We start from the raw sequence: 15987 nt of genomic DNA on the forward strand, positions 1-15987 counted from the left end.
TGGAGAATCTTTGCAATAGATCATAGTTGGTCGGTTGCGGGTACCCGGTTGAATCAGTCTGTGCCAATGGACATTGGCCTGCGCGCCTCAATTTTCGCGTTTCGTGCAATCCATCAAAAATCGCTTCGGCCAGGAAAATGCCGGTCTTCGACACGCGCTACGCCTAACATCCTAGAGAGGGATAGTGCATGAGTGTCCCGCATGATCTTTGATATACCGCGGAGGGCGATGCCTCGCTTTCGCATCATGCATCAAGAATCGTTTCGGCCAGAAAACGACGACATGTTCTTCTCAATGGGTTTTCCTTGCGAAAGAAGAATGGGATATCCTTTAATAAGGAGTTACGCTGTGGCAATAGTTTAATAAAACTGAATCCACATAGAGGCAAATACTAATACTAGAAAGATTAGCAGATAATTAGCAATATGGTGAATGATTGAAAATATTACTAAAATCTTGTCATTAGTGGCCCAAAGACTAATGCCGAAAAATGTTTGATGGTCAATTTGGTAAAATACTAATCGCTGGATAATTAGCATTTATTTGTTGACAGATTTAAATGCTAATGCTAAAATAATTAGCAGGAAATTAGCATGAAGATTCCGGAGAAAGCCCCTGACTGGACTAAACTGAGTGCTGAGGAAATCTCGTTTTTTTCGGCGCTATCGGGATATTTCAAAAAAGCCAACAGGGAGTACCTCTATTGGGACCGATTCAAGCACATAGTGCCGGACAAGGCGCATGCGGAGGGCGCTTGGAAGCTGCTCAGAACGTTCAGAGCCTTGAATATGAAAATGATCCCCCTGGAAGACAAGGCAGGAAATCTCTTTAAATATTGGCTACCGGATTGTGCTCTGGAATACCTTCATGAGATAGATCGGGATGCAGGCGGCTTTATCTCCACTGAAAGCCCATTTGTATACTCTTCCGAGAAGAAGCGATATTTGATGAAGTCCATTGTAGAAGAGGCCATTGCGTCGAGCCAGATTGAAGGTGCGGTAACCACAAGAAAAGTGGCCAGGGAAATGTTCGATTCCGGCCGGAAGCCGAAAGATCGATCTGAACAGATGATATATAACAATTATCTTACGATCTCACGAATTAAAACGCTCGTTGATCAGTCGCTCACTGCCGAATTACTCAATAGCCTCCAGGGATCGATGACACATGATACTCTTGACGATCCGAAACATTCAGGTAGGTTCCGAATCCTTGAGGATGAGCCGATCCGTGTTTACGATTATGAAGGAAATATTCTGCATGATCCTCCGGCCCCTGATAGGATCGAAGAATTCATTGGCGGTTTGTGCAAGTTTTCAAATGAAAAAGAAGAGGAGTTCATCCATCCTGTCGTGAAAGCAATAATCCTTCATTTCTGGCTGGCCTACGTTCACCCCTTCAACGACGGCAATGGAAGAACGGCAAGGGCGCTTTTTTACTGGTATATGCTTAAGAGCAGATACTGGCTTTTCGAATACATGTCTATTTCCAGAGTTATACTGAAGAGCCGGACTCAATACTATAGATCATTCCTTTATTCGGAAGTCGATGCAGGGGATATGACGTACTTCATTGTGTACCATTTGAGAGCTATATCGGTTGCCATCAAAGAATTGAAACGGTATATTGAGCGTAAGCAATCGGAACTCGGCTATGCGACACAGCAGTGGTCAAGCTATCCGTCCTTGAATTATCGCCAGAAAGATATTCTCAAGAAAGCACTTCAAGATAAATCACTTACCTTTTCGATAAAATCTCATATGCAACGCTACGATGTAGTCCATCAAACCGCCAGGGCCGATCTGCTTGAGCTCTATGAGATCGGACTGCTCAAGAAGTACAAACAAGGCAAAGCTTTTTATTTTGCCGCTGCGGACGATATAGAAAATAAGTTGCAGAAGTAGCCAACGGGAGAAATCGCGCGATGCTCAACATTTACCACCGGCATTGAGAATCTTTGTAATCGATCATAGTTGGTCGGTTGCGGGTATCCGGTTAAAGCAGTGTAAACCAATGAACACTAGCTTCCGGCGCGCGCCCTTGTCGCTTCGTCATCCATCAAAAATCGCTTCGGCCGGAAAGATAGAGGCCTTTGAAACGTGCTACGCCTAACATCCTAAAGAGGAATAGTGCATGTATAACGACCGCGAGGTCGGCGCAGTTTTGGGGAAGTCCCGATCGGAAGTCTCCTCCATGGGCCTTTCGGAGAGACGCAGCGTTCTGCTTAAGGACAGAAAGGAAAAGCTCCGGAGCCTGATACAAGTCTATTATCGGGAGCGGGGGTGGAACGAATATGGCATCCCCAGGGTTGAGACGCTGGTAAGGCTCGGATTGTGGGATTATCTGAATCAAGAAGCAAAGGCGGAAATAACGATCCTTGCTGCTAAGGGCACCGATCGGGAACGTAGTTGACCAGGCAGAGATTTGAGAATGCTTTGTTTAAGGCCTCTCCCGATCATCCTTGTATATTGAAACACTTATGTTAGATTTGCGCGGTAAATGTCAATCGTCAATTGTAACCCGTCGATCGTAGTTGGTGTCGCGCACTCCATCCTGTACTTACCCATGTCGTTTCTCCGCGATAAATAGTCCGCAGATAACGGCGATCATGGCCATGGCCGCGGACAGGACAAAGGCTAACTGGTAACTGCCGGTGAGGTCAAAGATGAGGCCGGTTGCGTAGGCCCAAAATCCACCGCCCAGGAAATGAACGGTATTGACCACGCCGGCGAGGATACCGATGAATCCGAAACCGTAGAGGCGCCCCATGAGCATGGGTGCGAGCGGCGCGGTAACGAGCTGTGTGAATCCGAAGAGAAGGGCGTAGACATACAGAGCCTGCGCCGTCTTGTACTTGAGCACAAAGACGTAGAGCGCAAACCGCAAGAAGAATGTCACAATGATAGGGACCTTTGAACCGATCCTGTCGGCAACGGGTCCGGTAAGGATTACGCCAACCATGCTCATGAGGCCGAATAATCCCATCATCTTTCCGGCGGTAAATGAGGGAATCCCGATATCCGTAGCGAAATTGATAAAATGCGTGGTTGCGAAGAAGTCGCCGCTGCCGCAGATGAACATTACCACGAGAAAAAGCCAGAAGGAGCGGGTGCGCGCTGCGGCTCTCAGTCCCATACTTGCTGGCTGCCCGGAAACTGGAGCTGTTCCGGCTGCCCCCTCGGGCTTCTTCGGCACCGCGCCGAATGGCGCCATCTTGAGGTGGTGCGGATCGCCCTTCATCACAAATAGTGCGATGAGGCAGTCTATCACGAGTATAGTGAGTCCAAGGCAAAGGAAAGCGGACCTCCACCCGTATGAAGACGCGCCGAGACTCAATGCGGGGATGAGGATGAATGCCCCCATGGAGCTTCCTGCAAGGGAAATGCTGAGCGCCAGTCCGCGCCTTTTCTCAAACCATTTACTTACGACTGTAGACACCAGGGGAACGCCGAGCCCCGCCGGACCGGCCGCAGCCATAAGCCCATAGGAAAAGAAGAACTGGCCGAATGTATGCACCAAAGATGTGAGAACGAACCCCATGGCAAGAAGAAGCGCGGAGATTATGATGATCCATTTCGGCCCGAAGCGGTCATAGAGTCTGCCCACGACCGTGAGCGCAATGGCGAAGACGATCATGTTCATCATAAATACGAAAGAAACAGCGCTTCTGCTCCAGCCGAATTCCCTGATGATGGGTTTGAATAATACCCCGAGGGCATAGGACGCGCCCGAATTGAAAAAGAGCATAACAAAGGAGGCGGTGACTATGTACCACGGCCAGTATGTTGTGTTTCTCAAAGACGTTTTGATGTGTTGTGTATCCTCCGTAGCCGGACTTGTTCCAGCCGGAGTATATCATACAGTCTTTCGGAAGAAAAGCACAGTTGCCTTTTCTTTCTTGAGGACATAGGATACGCTACAATTTGTACAAGAAATCAATAATGGAACGGGAAACGATATGGAGGCCAGTCCGGTTACGAGCTATTATCGTAATTTTGGATTATAATTTACGTACGACCGGATGAATTTAATCCGCAAAGAAGCACAGCACAGGATAAAAGGAGGATTACATGCTCTACAGGCAACTCGGGAAGACAGGCTTTGAGGTTTCTATTCTTGGGTTCGGCGCCATGCGCCTGCCGGTCGTTGGCGGGAACAAGACTCCAATGGATGGCTTCGATCCCAGGAGCGTCATCGATGAAGAAAAGACGAAAAGTATGATCGACTACGCCGTGCGCCACGGCATCAACTATTTCGATACAGCTTATCCATACCACACGGGTAAGAGCGAACCCGTTCTGGGGAAGTATATTAAACCTTACCGTGACAGGGTCTATCTCGTGACGAAGCTGCTCCCTCGGTTTGTTGAGACCGAAGCTGATTACGACCGGCTTCTCGACGAACAACTTAAGAAACTGGATACGCCCTATCTCGATATCTACCTGGTACACGGAGTCAACCGGCCGGCGTGGGATAAGCTGAAAACACTGAATATAACCTCCTTTCTCGACCGCATACAGAAGGACGGGCGGGCCCGCAAGGTCGGCTTTTCCTTTCACGACGACGTAATGTTATTTAAGGAGGTCGTGGATTATTACGACTGGGCTGTATGTCAGATTCAGTATAACTATTATGACGAAAATCATCAGGCCGGCAAGACGGGCCTTTTCTACGCCGCATCCAGGGGCATCGGAGTGGTAATCATGGAACCGGTGAGAGGTGGGCAGCTCGCAGAACCGATTCCTGCGAAAGTGAAGACCCTCTGGGATACGGCAACCGTAAAGAGGAGTGCCGCAGCGTGGGCGCTACGCTGGGTCTGGAACCACCCCGAGGTATCCGTGGTATTGAGCGGCATGAGCAACATGGACCAGCTCGTGGAAAATATCAGAATTGCGGACGATGGCAGAGCGAACTCGCTCTCCGACGATGAACTTGCCTTGATTAACAAGGTCAAGAATGTTTATAGGGAAGCGGTCCGCGTGAATTGTACCGGCTGCGCCTATTGCATGCCCTGCGAGAATGGCGTTGCCATACCCGGAATTTTTTCTATGTATAATGACCAGTATATCTTCGACGACTCTAATCTGGCATCAATTCGCTACTCGCTCATGCTCTCTCCCAACCAACAGGCAACCTCCTGCACGCAGTGTGGCAAATGTGAAGAGAAATGCCCTCAGCATATCGAGATCAGGAAGGAACTTGAGCGTGCACATGCGTCCCTGTACCATCCCGAAAGGGTACCCACGGCTCTCCGTTGACGAGGCGCCCGATAAGGCCTCGTTTTCTTCGTCCAGCCGGTTACTTATATAAGGCTTATAGCTCTCCCTCCTGGAGCAGTTCTTTGCGCTTGTTTCTCTGCACGTCATTAATCAACACAATCATCGGCAAAGAGAGGACAAACGCAGCCGTGATCAGGAGATAGACATGGTTGAACGCGAGCATGGTCGCCTGCCTTTCGACCGTCCTTTCCACGATCGTGACAGCCCCCGTGCTCGCGGCGTAGGGATCCAATCCCTTGGATAGCAGGAATGATGATAGCGCGTCCAATGATTGAGACGCTGTATCTCTGTATGGCGTCACGTGCTGTATGAGTATGGCCCGATTCAATGCCTCTCCGCGGGTCAGAAACGTTGCAGCAAGAGCAATACCCACGCTACCCGATAACTGTCGGACCACGGTGAAGAGTCCTACCGCAGCGGTCATGTGCGGTTTTTCAATAGTAGATAGTCCCGCGGTGGCGAGAGAAACGAAAACGAGACCGAAGCCCGCCCCCAGGTAGAACTGCGGCCAAAAGATATCCCAGTAGCCGGTAGCGAGTGAAAGGCGTGAAAATTGGTAGAAGGAAAAGCCACTCACGAATAGCCCTGCGCCTACGAGCACTTTCGGCCCCAGCCTGTTGTACATCCTGCCTGCAACGGGCATGACAATAGCCATGGCAAGGCCTCTCGGCAGTAGTGCCAGCCCGGAGTCAGTGGCCGGAAAGCCGAGAAGCTGCTGGAGGAAGAGCGGCATGGCAAAGAGGCCTGCAAGAAGGCCCATGCCGAGAACACCGTTCACAGCCGTTGCAGAGGCAAAGTTGGTATCCTTGAGTATCTTTAAATCTACTGCCGGCTTGTCTGTGGTCAGCTCCCGCCATATGAAGACAACGAGGCTCACTGAAGCTGCCACGGCAAGATACTTGATGAAATTCGAAGCGAGCCAATCTTTCTCATTGCCTCTCTCTAAAAGGATCTGGAGTGTTCCGAGACCTGCCGCCAGAAAGAAGAGGCCTGTAACATCAAACTTGCCTTTCTCCCGGACGAGATACGGTGGATCCTGGATAAACTGCGTCACGAGGAGGATATTTATGATGCCGATAGGCACGTTAATATAGAATATCCACGGCCAGGAGTAATTGTCGGTGATAAAGCCCCCAAGAGTCGGCCCTAAAGCCGGGCCCAAAATGGTGCCGATCCCGTAGATACCTGTAGCGACCCCTTGTTCTTCGGAAGGAAATGTTTCCCGCAGTATTGCCTGCGAAATGGGTATGAGCGTGCCGCCTCCCAAGCCCTGAATAATCCGGAACGTGATCATAGACGGCAGATTCCAGGCAAGTCCGCATAACATGGAAGCACAGGTAAAAAGGAGTACGGAAAAGATGCAGAACCGCTTGCGCCCGAATCGGGAACTCATGAACGCGATGAGAGGCATGATGATCACACACGAGGATATATATCCCGTAGAAACCCAGGCGATCTCTTCAATTGTGGCACCGAGTGTTCCGCGCATACTGGGCAGGGCCACGTTGACTATGCTCGTGTCCACCGACGCCATGATGGTACCTGTCATCACCGTCACGGTAATGAGCCATTTATTGTGGGGTCTGAAAGCTCCGTCCATGAGGTCACCGTTTAACGAATAATCTTGAGTTATAAGACAGTTTCGGGCCGGTCTTACTCATCACGCCCCGACTCAAGGATCGACCGGATAGACCCTGCGGGCCCATCTGATTAAGGTATGAGTCCTCTATTTCATCCCTCACGCACGCGACGTTCATGTCTTGAGAATCCATTCTTTTATAGACCTGCCAACATTTATTGTACCACCTCTAAGGTCGGACACTCAACTAAGGATTGCGAGAGAAGGTGCGGAAGGGATTTTTGGGAATTATTCGGCGCAGGTCGATACCTGCACCTGGCCCAGATAGGAGTCTATCACAGCCTGATTGGCCATCAGCTCCGTTGCTGAGCCTCGAAGAACGATCTTTCCGCTCTCCATGACGTAGCCGTCTGAAGAAACCATAAGGGCCTGGTGGGCATTTTGTTCCACGAGCAGGATGGTGAGACCCTCGGAGTGGAGCTCACCAACGATATCGAAGATGGTTTGAACGAGAAGGGGAGCGAGCCCCAACGATGGCTCGTCGAGAAGCAGTAACTTTGGCTTTGCCATGAGACCGCGTGCAATGGCGAGCATCTGCTGCTCCCCGCCGGAGAGCGTGCCGGCTGGCGACTTGCGGCGCTCCGCCAGGATCGGGAAGCGCGCCTCCATGGCGGCAATGCTCGCCCTGGTCTCGCTCGCGGAGCGGCGGTAGGCACCCAGTTCCAGGTTTTCGCGAACGGTCATGGTGGCGAGTACGAGCCGGCCCTCGGGCACCTGGACGATCCCCTCCGATACCCGTCTATGGGCGCTTGCGCGCGTAATATCTTTTCCCTGGAATCGTATGGTTCCATGGGCTGCAGGGATCACGCCGCTGATGGCGTTGAGCGTCGTGGTTTTACCCGCACCGTTGGGACCGACGAGCGATACAATGCTGCCTTCAGCGACCCGAAAGGAGATGTCGCGGACCGCCTCAATGTGGCCGTATGATACGGTGAGCCCGGTTACCTCAAGCATGTGGTGCTCCCGCGCCCAGGTAGGCTTCGATCACCTCGCGGCACTCTCGCACTTCCTGAGGGCTGCCCGTGGTGAGCACCCGGCCGAAATCAAGCACCGTGATGCACGAACAGACGCTCATCACAAAGGACATATTGTGCTCGATCAGAAGGATGGTCATACCTTCCTTACAGAGGGTCCGTAGCAAGTCTGCCACCACCGACGCCTCACCCTGGCGCATACCGGCCACCGGCTCATCGAGAAGCAGGAGACTCGGATTGAGGGAGAGTGCCCTTGCGATCTCCAGGCGGCGGCGCTCCCCATAGGAGAGGTTACGTGATTGATAGTAGGCCTTGTCAGCGAGTCCCACGCGGGAAAGCGTCTGCATGGCACGTTCGTGAAGGTTACGATCCTCGCGGCGTCCTGAGGGCATCTGGAGCAATCGGGGTAAGAGTGCTCGCCTGGATGTGAGGTGCTGGCCGGCGTTTACGTTCTCCAAACAGGTCATATGCGGAAACAGACGGATGTTCTGAAAGGTTCTCGCAATGCCTATGGCCGCCATCTGATGTACGGCCAGGCGGTGCAGGTCGTAATTCTTGTAGCTCATCTGACCTGCGCTCGGGGGAAGCAGGCCGCTTAAGACATTGATGAGTGTGGTTTTACCCGCCCCGTTCGGGCCGATCAAACCGTGGATGGTCCCGGGCTCAACCACGAAGGAAACATCGTCCAGTGCCCGCACGCCGCCAAAGTTTCGCGATATGTTCTCTATGCGCAGTCTGTTCATCGTGCCTCAACCTTTGCATTGGACGTTCGCCTCCGTGAAAAGAGTGAAGCCAGGCCGTTCGGAAGGAAGAGAATCACAAGGAGCAGAATGAGTCCGTTAATCCCGAGCCGGATAGGTCCGGCTGTCACGCCGATGCCGCGCAGGACCTCGGGTAGCGCAGTAAGCATGGCCGCTCCGAGGATTGGCCCGTACCAGACGCCTATGCCGCCCACAATGTTATAGGTTAATAGGTCCACGGCCACAAAGAAGCCGTAATCACGGGGTGTAAGCAGGTAATTGAGATGTGCGTACATACCGCCCGCGACCCCTGCCATCATGGCGCCGATCACAAAGGCAACGACCTTGTAGTAGGTGATGCGGATCCCTAAAGAGCTCGCCGCGGTCTCGTCTTCCCGCATGGCGATGAGTCCCCATCCCAGGCGGGAACGTCGAAGCACCGCCACGAAATAAGCCGCACAAGCGAGAACGAGATAGATCATCCACGTGGTCGTGATGTTAGGGATGCCGGTTAGACCTTCTGCGCCGCCGGTAATGTCGAGGTTGACCGCCGCGAGGCGCACCACTTCGCCAAAGGCAAGCGTTGCCATGGCCAGAAAGACCCCCCGGAGTCTCAGCACCGGCAGGCCGATGATAAGCCCCACGATACCGGCCGCTGCCGCGCCACCGGCAAGAGATACCACGAACGGGAGTTTGAAGTGAAGGCTTAAGATGCCGGCGGTATAGCCCCCTATGGCAGCGAAAGCCGCGTTACCCACCGAGAGCATGCCTGCGGACAGAGTCACGTTCATACTCAAGGCGAGCAGGGCGTTAATACCGATGAAGTTTATTACGCTACCGTATATCGCATAGAACTGAAGCAAGTACTCCATCGTAGCTTTTTCAAGCCTCCCTTGTTTTCCCGCGTCCCAAAAGGCCGGACGGCCGGATGAGAAGAATTACAAAAAGCACCGTAAAGGCCACGGCGTCTCGCAAATTCGATGTGCCCGTGATCGCCACGGTGAGCACTTCGCTCAAGCCGAACGCAAGGCCTCCCAAGATCGCCCCGGGGATGCTTCCCATGCCGCCTAAAATGATCACCGCGAGCCCCTTTAGCTCGATGGAACGACCCATATCAGGGGTGAGGTTGTTGAAGTAAAGGCCGAAGAGGATGCCTGCGGCGCCGCCTAAGGCCGAAGAGACAAAGAATGTAAGGGCAATAATGCCATTCACGTTAATGCCGAGCAGGGTGGCAGTGCGCTCGTTCTCGCCGATTGCACGCACGGCTTTACCCACGCGGGTGTGTCCGATGAAGATCGTCAGGACGACCATCAAGATCGCAGCCACGCAGGCAATCCCCACCTGCAAGAGAGTGATAGTTACGGAACCGATATGCCATATATGGGCTGAAACCGTGCCCACAGGAAACCGCACGGAGCGGGCGCCGAATAACCCTAACGCCCCCGCTTCGAAGATAATCGCCATGGCGATCGACGATATCAATCCGGAGAACTGGCTGTCGCTCCGCTTACGCAGGGGGGCGAAGGCCACCTGATTGAGCAGAAGCCCCATCACGCCCGCAAAGACTGTGGCGAGCGGAAAGGCGAGCCAGATGGATAATCCGGCATTTTCTACGAGCCACAGGGCAATGAGGCCCGCAAAGGTGAAGATGGCAGCGTGTGCGAGGTTCAACATATCGAGCACGCCGAAGACGAGCGTATAGCCCACCGCGAACAGCCCGTACACGCTGCCTATGAAGAGACCATTGATTAACTGTTGGAGAAGTATGCCCACCGTTCTCCTAAGTCCTTAGTTGCTTGTCACCACGAACTTCCCGCCTTTGACTTCCTGGACTATGGCAGCGTGGTTTGCATCGCGACCCTCAGTAAAGGAGAAGCGGCCGAGCACGGTGTCCATGTTCTTGATCTTGAGGAGCGCTTCGCGCAGCGCCTTTCGGTCTGCGCCGCCGTTAGATGCTTTTGCTGCCTGATAGACGATGTGCACGCCCGCGTAGGCCTGTGTCGCAAACTGATCCGGCGCATGGCCGTACTTCTTGGTAAAGTCGCTTACAAACTTGACGTTAAGCGGTGCAGTGGAAGAGATGTTCCAGGCAGCGCCCACGATGGTACCTTCTGCAGCGTCGCCCGCGTTCTTGATGAGCCCGGGGGAGTTAAGACCGTTACCGCCTATGATGCGTACGGTCTTAGGTATCCCCAGCTGGCGAGCCTGGCTTGCGATACCGGATGCCTCTTCCGCCAGGGCAGCGGCGATGATGGCGTCAGGGTTTTGGGCCTTGATCTGGGTTAACTGCGGCGAAAAATCACGGTCGCCCTTGGCGAAGATCTGTTCGGAGAGGATCTGGATGCCGGCAGCGTGCAACTCCTTTTTGAAGACCTCATAGGTCGCCTTGGTCATCACGTCATCGTTTCCGTACAGCATGGCGACCTTCTTGATCCCCAGCTTCTCTTTTGCGTATTTGACGGTATGGGGAATAACCACGTCTTCGGTTAAGGAGTCGCGGAAGATGTAGTCGCCGATCTCGGTGATACCGGAGACGGTGTTGCTGATGGCGAGCACCGGCACCCCGGCCTTCTGGGCGATCACGTCGGTCGTCTTGGCCGTGTTGCTCAAGGTCGGCCCGATGATGATCGAAACCTTGTCGCCGTTGATCAACTTGTTGAAGACGTTGGTACCCTGCTGGGGCACGCTGGCGTCATCCTCGAAAATGGGGACAATCTGCAGCCCGTTGGCGCCGGCAGCGGCGTTGATCTGCTCGATAGCTAGGTTGGCGCCGTCTTTCTGGGCGGTGCCGTATACGGCCGCGCCGCCGGTCATGCTGAAGACAAAGCCGATCTTGATTCCGGCTGAGAAAGCCGGAGCTGCGATGGACGCCAGAAGAAACACGCCTGCGGCCACCCCGATCAGAGTGCGAACTGATAATTTCATATGACCTCCTTGAATGTTATGTATGACTTCCAGGTGAGGCCTGACCGCCGCATTGAGCACAAGCGGCTTTAGGCCCCGCCTTTAAGGCCGGTGTCATGTCATGCCGGGCGCGAAAACGGTCTTTTCGCCCCGGTAGAGCGGAAAAGACGGGATAATTCGGCTAAAACTGCTTTGTCCGAACGGTAAAACACGCGATTCGAGCAAGTTGCTGGTGAATTATATCACTTTTTGCGGCAGGATAGGAATAGGAATATTTTCCTAATTTGGCCCCTGAAGTCTAAAAGCGTCCAAAATGCGTGAAGAGGCGAAAGACCAAAGGCGAAAGGCGAAAGGCGAAAGGCGAAAGGCTGTGGGGGTGTGTCTGGACTGAGATTTGTTCGTACGCTAATCTGCGGCGGCTTACTATCGGCACGCGCGCCTTAGCGTTTACCACCCACGTGAAAGTGGGTTGCTCCTTAACTATGTGACAGCGCGTGGGTACCCGGCAAGCCTATTTTTAGGATGTAATAATGGCCCGCGTTGCCAGCGTGCCGCGTAATCCATCCACATCTGTCGCTTAACCTCCAAATCTCAGTCCATTCCACTCTCGAAAGTTGCCTAACCTGTCAACTTTCTCGATCTATCAAGATTGGAATCCACAATTATTATGCGCTTATCGCCTACGTTTCACTCGCGAACGCTAGCGGCCAAGAATCGAAGAGTGCAAATGTATTGTCTCGGGGGTCCTAATGAACCCCGCCCCACGCAGGCTCCCCAATTCTACTGAGGATCCCAACTTTGGTGGACGGCTGCCTGAAGACTTTCCGAGGACAGCTGTCCCCGACGCATTTTGGTATATTTTTACATTAAATAAAACTTGACAAAGTAAAATAGTTTACATATATTATAAGAAATACTGTTAACCGATATGAAAGGCGGAGACAGGGCTGCATATGACGATAGACGAAATACGAGATTTAGTATTAGAAGGCAGGTACAACTATTCGCAAAAGATAAGAGAATCGATCGAAGATGGCTGGTACGGCGAGGAAGATCTGGAACAATGCATACTTACGGGGTGTATCTCGAAAACAGAAAGGGATGAATTGAAGACCTCGGTGGATGGGAAGAAGCACGTCATTCTTGGAAGAGATACCTGTGGGTGCCCGTTCTATACTTGCGGGAAGGCTATAAAGGACGAAGAAGGCAAACTCTATTTCTTCATAACCGGGCATAAAACAAAATGAGGATGTCAAACATGTTTAATTATAAGTGCGAAGAATGTGGAAAAGGTGTGGTAAGGGAGACGGGTCTGGAGGATTACAAAACGAAGATCAAGGGGCGTCCATTTGTGGTTGAGAAAGCAATAGTCGGCATTTGTGACCGTTGTGGGGCGAGGCATTTCGACGCAAGTGAGACCAAGCGTTGGGAAAGACTCTACAACAAAAAATTAGAGGCGAATAAACTGTATTTGTCGGCGGAAGAAATAGCAGAAGTTAGGAGGGACTTGGTTCTTTCAATGGAGAGTTTTGCCTCTTTGCTTGGTTGTACCCGTCAGTCGATCTACAATTGGGAAAAGAAGGATCGAGAAACACCCCAATCTCGCATGGCTGACCTCCTAATCAAGCTGGTGAGGGACTCGGCCAAGGATGGCAGAATTAATGTGCTCGAATTCTTGGTTGAAGAAGCTGCAAACATTGGGACTCCTGTGCGGGTCGGGAATAATGTGAACGCCCAAAGCGATCCAATTAGGCTTGAAATAAAAAGAGTCCCTCGACTGTCTCTCGAGGAATCCAACACCGACATGCCGCTTGCAGCCTCCGATGAACAAGGCACGGTGGTTGTTGCGGAATCAAATGACAAAACGTTTCGCGGCTTTCTTCGCTACGACTTTTCGACCGCCAACTTATGGTTGCAAATACTGCATGATGCGCTCTGCTTGAAAGCTATCAACGTCACAATAGCGACCAATGACCAAAATCAGATAGATAGAAAGAACGTTGCAATCGAAGACAATGCGATTCCCCTTATCTTGGAGACGCGATACAGGGAGCGCGACATTCGGGCCATAATTATGGAACCCTTGGCTGTTCAGGCAAAGAAGTGCTGAAGATGGATATTAGGAAGGTTCGAAGGCTAAAGTTACTTCTGAGAGAAGTCCAAATCATGAGAGACGGGAGCGAGAGGCTAGAACCGACATTCGACGAAATATGTAATTTGGTCTTCACTGACAATGCCTTTATGGAATTCTGGGATGAAGAACTGCTTAACGGGTTGCGAGAATTGTTTCAGCTAAAGTCACCCAGCGTCAGTGTATATGGCGAACAATTGAGATTTCTAGCAGACAGAAGAGAATTCGTGCAGACGGCGAATGATATTTTCTTCTCTTTGCTTGATAGTAAATCAACTTCTACCGACATCGTTGACCGTCTCTCACGCCTTCTTGGTATATCCCATCCGAACCCTTCGACCGCAATCGATCCTTCCCGTATAGCGGATATCAGAGTAAGCACCTCCTCGCTCTCAGAAAAGGTAAGAACGTTTGTCGACTACCTTTCAACGGAAACGCCCTTGGTAATGGGTGCTGTAACAAATGATCTGTACCGCATAGCGGAGACGATGAAGGCTCAGGAAACCCCGGGGAAAGTAAACGCCATGCTGGTTACGAGCGATAAAGTTGTCGGCGTTCTCATTCCTTTGTCAATCCGCTTGTCTCCAGGAGAGGGCAAGACCATCTGCTTAGTATCGGTCGCAGACCGTTTTACGGCTGCCATAGACCGAGCACGGCGCGCTATGGAGAGCAAAGGTTTTCTTGCTTGCGGCCAAGATGTGGATTGCTCGCTGGAAATCACTTCGGCCGAATACAGCGGAGACTCTATTGCATTGGCTGCAGCAGTTGGAATTTACTCCGCGGCTTCCAAAGAATGCTTCGATCCCTTCACTGCCTTTACTGGGAACATCAATCTTGATGGCTCTATTTTTAAGATTCTACCCGTTTCAGGAATAAATGCCAAACTCTCGGCGGCCGTCAAATCCGGCTGCCGTCGGGTTTTTCTACCGGCGGAGAATCGGTCTGATGTTGGACCCGAATTCCACGAGCGACTTCAAATACTCTATGTCACTGACATTATCGACGTTCTCCTAAAGCTACAGCTTAACCCTGCACCGGTATCTGGTGAATCATTACAAGTTAGGAAACTGAACTTCTTGCGAGCATATTGTCAAAATAGAGGCTGGGACCTTTCTGAAGGTGAGCAAATCCAAGACGCTTTACAGTTCACCGTCTCGCCGGCCCATCCACCCGAGATCAAGATCAATCTTTACTATAGCGGAACACATACGCCGAAGACCAACGACGGAGAATTCTTCCACGATCTGTTAGACGGACTTCAAGGCCTCGACCAACCGAAAATTGCCACCCGGGATGTCAACAAGACGTTTCTGATAAAGGACGTTGATTTAAGAAGGCAGATAAGAGAACGGCTGGAGCAAATGAGACCCGACAGCATGATAGAACAGTACTGCGACTACAGCTTTCGCTTTCAGAGCGCGGGAGAAAGACTTGTCGCGAAACAGTATGCCAAAGGAACCTTGCAGTTACAGGGCCGGGCAGGCGATCTCTACAAGCGGGTTCTTGACGTCATCATACCCCCTTACACTATGAAACACCCAAACGCCACGTTGCTGATCGACGAGTACTTAGACGATTCGGCAGTCGTAGAAGCCAAGGCCAGCGTCAAAGCTACCGGGTTGGTCGTCCGTGATATTTTGTATCCACATATCGGCACGGACGAATCAGGAAAAGGCGACTACTTCGGGCCCCTTGTTGTCGCCGGTGTCTGGGTCGACGAAAAGACAGCAGAGGAATTGGAGGCCCTCGGAGCACGAGATTCCAAGCTTCTGTCGGACAAGCGGTGCAAAGAACTGGCAGCTAAAATCCGTGAGATTTGCCAGGGTAAGTTCGAAGAGATAGAGTTGGTGCCCGAGCGATATAATGATCTATATGACCAGTTCGCCAAAGAGCGAAAGAATTTAAACCACCTCCTCGCGTGGGGCCATGCTCGGGCGATAGAGAGTTTGGCTGAGAAACTACCGTGTGATTGTGCGATCGCCGATCAATTCGGCGACGAGAAATATATCCTGTCTAAGCTAATGGCAAAGGGTAAGAAGCTGGAGTTGATTCAAACCCCAAAGGGTGAGAGATACGTGGCAGTAGCAGCCGCCTCTATCTTGGCTAGGGATCGCTTCTTATCACGCATGGAGAAGTTTAACCTGAAGTATGGATTGTTGTTGCCCAAAGGGGCATCAGATTTGGTTGTGTCTGTCGCTCGGTCTATCGTCGGGAAGACAGGGCCTCAGGAACTACGAAACGTTGCAAAACTGCATCACAGAACCACTCAAAGAGTCATCGAAAGAAAACAATGACGGACGAACGGTTAGCTTCACAATCG

Annotated in this window: 13 protein-coding genes; 6 read left to right on the top strand and 7 right to left on the bottom strand. The window is 51.8% G+C overall.

Annotated features, from left to right (window positions below; all coding sequences use genetic code 11):
* Window positions 1-593 precede the first annotated feature (593 nt).
* The gene (locus VMT62_10050) at window positions 594-1904 is read left to right on the top strand and encodes a Fic family protein (protein ID HVN96761.1); all 1311 of its coding nucleotides are present in this window, start codon (window positions 594-596) and stop codon (window positions 1902-1904) included.
* Between the two features lie 229 nt (window positions 1905-2133).
* On the top strand, window positions 2134-2412 hold the full coding sequence (locus VMT62_10055) for an aldehyde ferredoxin oxidoreductase C-terminal domain-containing protein (protein HVN96762.1): 279 nt from the start codon (window positions 2134-2136) through the stop codon (window positions 2410-2412).
* 147 nt (window positions 2413-2559) lie between these two features.
* Here the strand turns inward: VMT62_10055 and VMT62_10060 are convergent, their stop codons facing one another.
* On the bottom strand, window positions 2560-3798 hold the full coding sequence (locus VMT62_10060; protein ID HVN96763.1) for an MFS transporter: 1239 nt from the start codon (window positions 3796-3798) through the stop codon (window positions 2560-2562).
* Between the two features lie 272 nt (window positions 3799-4070).
* Here VMT62_10060 and VMT62_10065 point away from each other — a divergent pair, with 272 nt between their 5' ends.
* Window positions 4071-5258 (top strand): aldo/keto reductase, encoded by a 1188-nt coding sequence (locus VMT62_10065; protein HVN96764.1) that lies wholly within the window; start codon window positions 4071-4073, stop codon window positions 5256-5258.
* Window positions 5259-5313: 55 nt separating this feature from the next.
* Here the strand turns inward: VMT62_10065 and VMT62_10070 are convergent, their stop codons facing one another.
* From VMT62_10070 to VMT62_10095, 6 genes are all read right to left on the bottom strand, one after another.
* Window positions 5314-6879, bottom strand: a complete 1566-nt coding sequence (locus tag VMT62_10070; protein ID HVN96765.1) for a DHA2 family efflux MFS transporter permease subunit — start codon at window positions 6877-6879, stop codon at window positions 5314-5316.
* A gap of 267 nt (window positions 6880-7146) precedes the next feature.
* A complete protein-coding gene (locus VMT62_10075; protein HVN96766.1) occupies window positions 7147-7872 on the bottom strand; it encodes an ABC transporter ATP-binding protein in 726 nt (241 codons plus the stop codon).
* Window positions 7865-8635 (bottom strand): ABC transporter ATP-binding protein, encoded by a 771-nt coding sequence (locus tag VMT62_10080; protein ID HVN96767.1) that lies wholly within the window; start codon window positions 8633-8635, stop codon window positions 7865-7867. The genes VMT62_10075 and VMT62_10080 overlap by 8 nt, the downstream gene beginning before the upstream one ends.
* Complete coding sequence (locus tag VMT62_10085; GenBank protein ID HVN96768.1) at window positions 8632-9504, bottom strand: branched-chain amino acid ABC transporter permease; 873 nt, start codon at window positions 9502-9504, stop codon at window positions 8632-8634. The genes VMT62_10080 and VMT62_10085 overlap by 4 nt, the downstream gene beginning before the upstream one ends.
* A gap of 10 nt (window positions 9505-9514) precedes the next feature.
* On the bottom strand, window positions 9515-10405 hold the full coding sequence (locus VMT62_10090) for a branched-chain amino acid ABC transporter permease (GenBank protein ID HVN96769.1): 891 nt from the start codon (window positions 10403-10405) through the stop codon (window positions 9515-9517).
* A 15-nt stretch (window positions 10406-10420) separates the two neighbouring features.
* Complete coding sequence (locus VMT62_10095; protein HVN96770.1) at window positions 10421-11557, bottom strand: ABC transporter substrate-binding protein; 1137 nt, start codon at window positions 11555-11557, stop codon at window positions 10421-10423.
* Between the two features lie 932 nt (window positions 11558-12489).
* Between VMT62_10095 and VMT62_10100 the strand changes: the two genes are divergently transcribed.
* The 3 genes from VMT62_10100 to rnhC are packed head-to-tail and all read left to right on the top strand — an operon-like array spanning window position 12490 to window position 15961.
* Window positions 12490-12783, top strand: a complete 294-nt coding sequence (locus VMT62_10100) for a hypothetical protein (GenBank protein ID HVN96771.1) — start codon at window positions 12490-12492, stop codon at window positions 12781-12783.
* A gap of 11 nt (window positions 12784-12794) precedes the next feature.
* The gene (locus VMT62_10105; protein HVN96772.1) at window positions 12795-13646 is read left to right on the top strand and encodes a type II TA system antitoxin MqsA family protein; all 852 of its coding nucleotides are present in this window, start codon (window positions 12795-12797) and stop codon (window positions 13644-13646) included.
* 2 nt (window positions 13647-13648) lie between these two features.
* On the top strand, window positions 13649-15961 hold the full coding sequence (rnhC, locus tag VMT62_10110) for a ribonuclease HIII (GenBank protein HVN96773.1): 2313 nt from the start codon (window positions 13649-13651) through the stop codon (window positions 15959-15961).
* Window positions 15962-15987 lie beyond the last annotated feature (26 nt).

It is taken from the genome of Syntrophorhabdaceae bacterium, assembly GCA_035541755.1.
Taxonomy (GTDB): Bacteria; Desulfobacterota; Syntrophorhabdia; order Syntrophorhabdales; family Syntrophorhabdaceae; genus PNOF01.

Bases quoted from the DNA above. Each gene is read 5' to 3' on its own strand.
- VMT62_10050 (HVN96761.1), top strand. From the start codon at position 594: ATGAAGATTCCGGAGAAAGCCCCTGACTGGACTAAACTGAGTGCTGAG.
- VMT62_10055 (HVN96762.1), top strand. From the start codon at position 2,134: ATGTATAACGACCGCGAGGTCGGCGCAGTTTTGGGGAAGTCCCGATCG.
- VMT62_10065 (HVN96764.1), top strand. From the start codon at position 4,071: ATGCTCTACAGGCAACTCGGGAAGACAGGCTTTGAGGTTTCTATTCTT.
- VMT62_10070 (HVN96765.1), bottom strand. From the start codon at position 6,879: ATGGACGGAGCTTTCAGACCCCACAATAAATGGCTCATTACCGTGACG.
- VMT62_10075 (HVN96766.1), bottom strand. From the start codon at position 7,872: ATGCTTGAGGTAACCGGGCTCACCGTATCATACGGCCACATTGAGGCG.
- VMT62_10080 (HVN96767.1), bottom strand. From the start codon at position 8,635: ATGAACAGACTGCGCATAGAGAACATATCGCGAAACTTTGGCGGCGTG.
- VMT62_10085 (HVN96768.1), bottom strand. From the start codon at position 9,504: ATGGAGTACTTGCTTCAGTTCTATGCGATATACGGTAGCGTAATAAAC.
- VMT62_10095 (HVN96770.1), bottom strand. From the start codon at position 11,557: ATGAAATTATCAGTTCGCACTCTGATCGGGGTGGCCGCAGGCGTGTTT.
- VMT62_10100 (HVN96771.1), top strand. From the start codon at position 12,490: ATGACGATAGACGAAATACGAGATTTAGTATTAGAAGGCAGGTACAAC.
- VMT62_10105 (HVN96772.1), top strand. From the start codon at position 12,795: ATGTTTAATTATAAGTGCGAAGAATGTGGAAAAGGTGTGGTAAGGGAG.
- rnhC (HVN96773.1), top strand. From the start codon at position 13,649: ATGGATATTAGGAAGGTTCGAAGGCTAAAGTTACTTCTGAGAGAAGTC.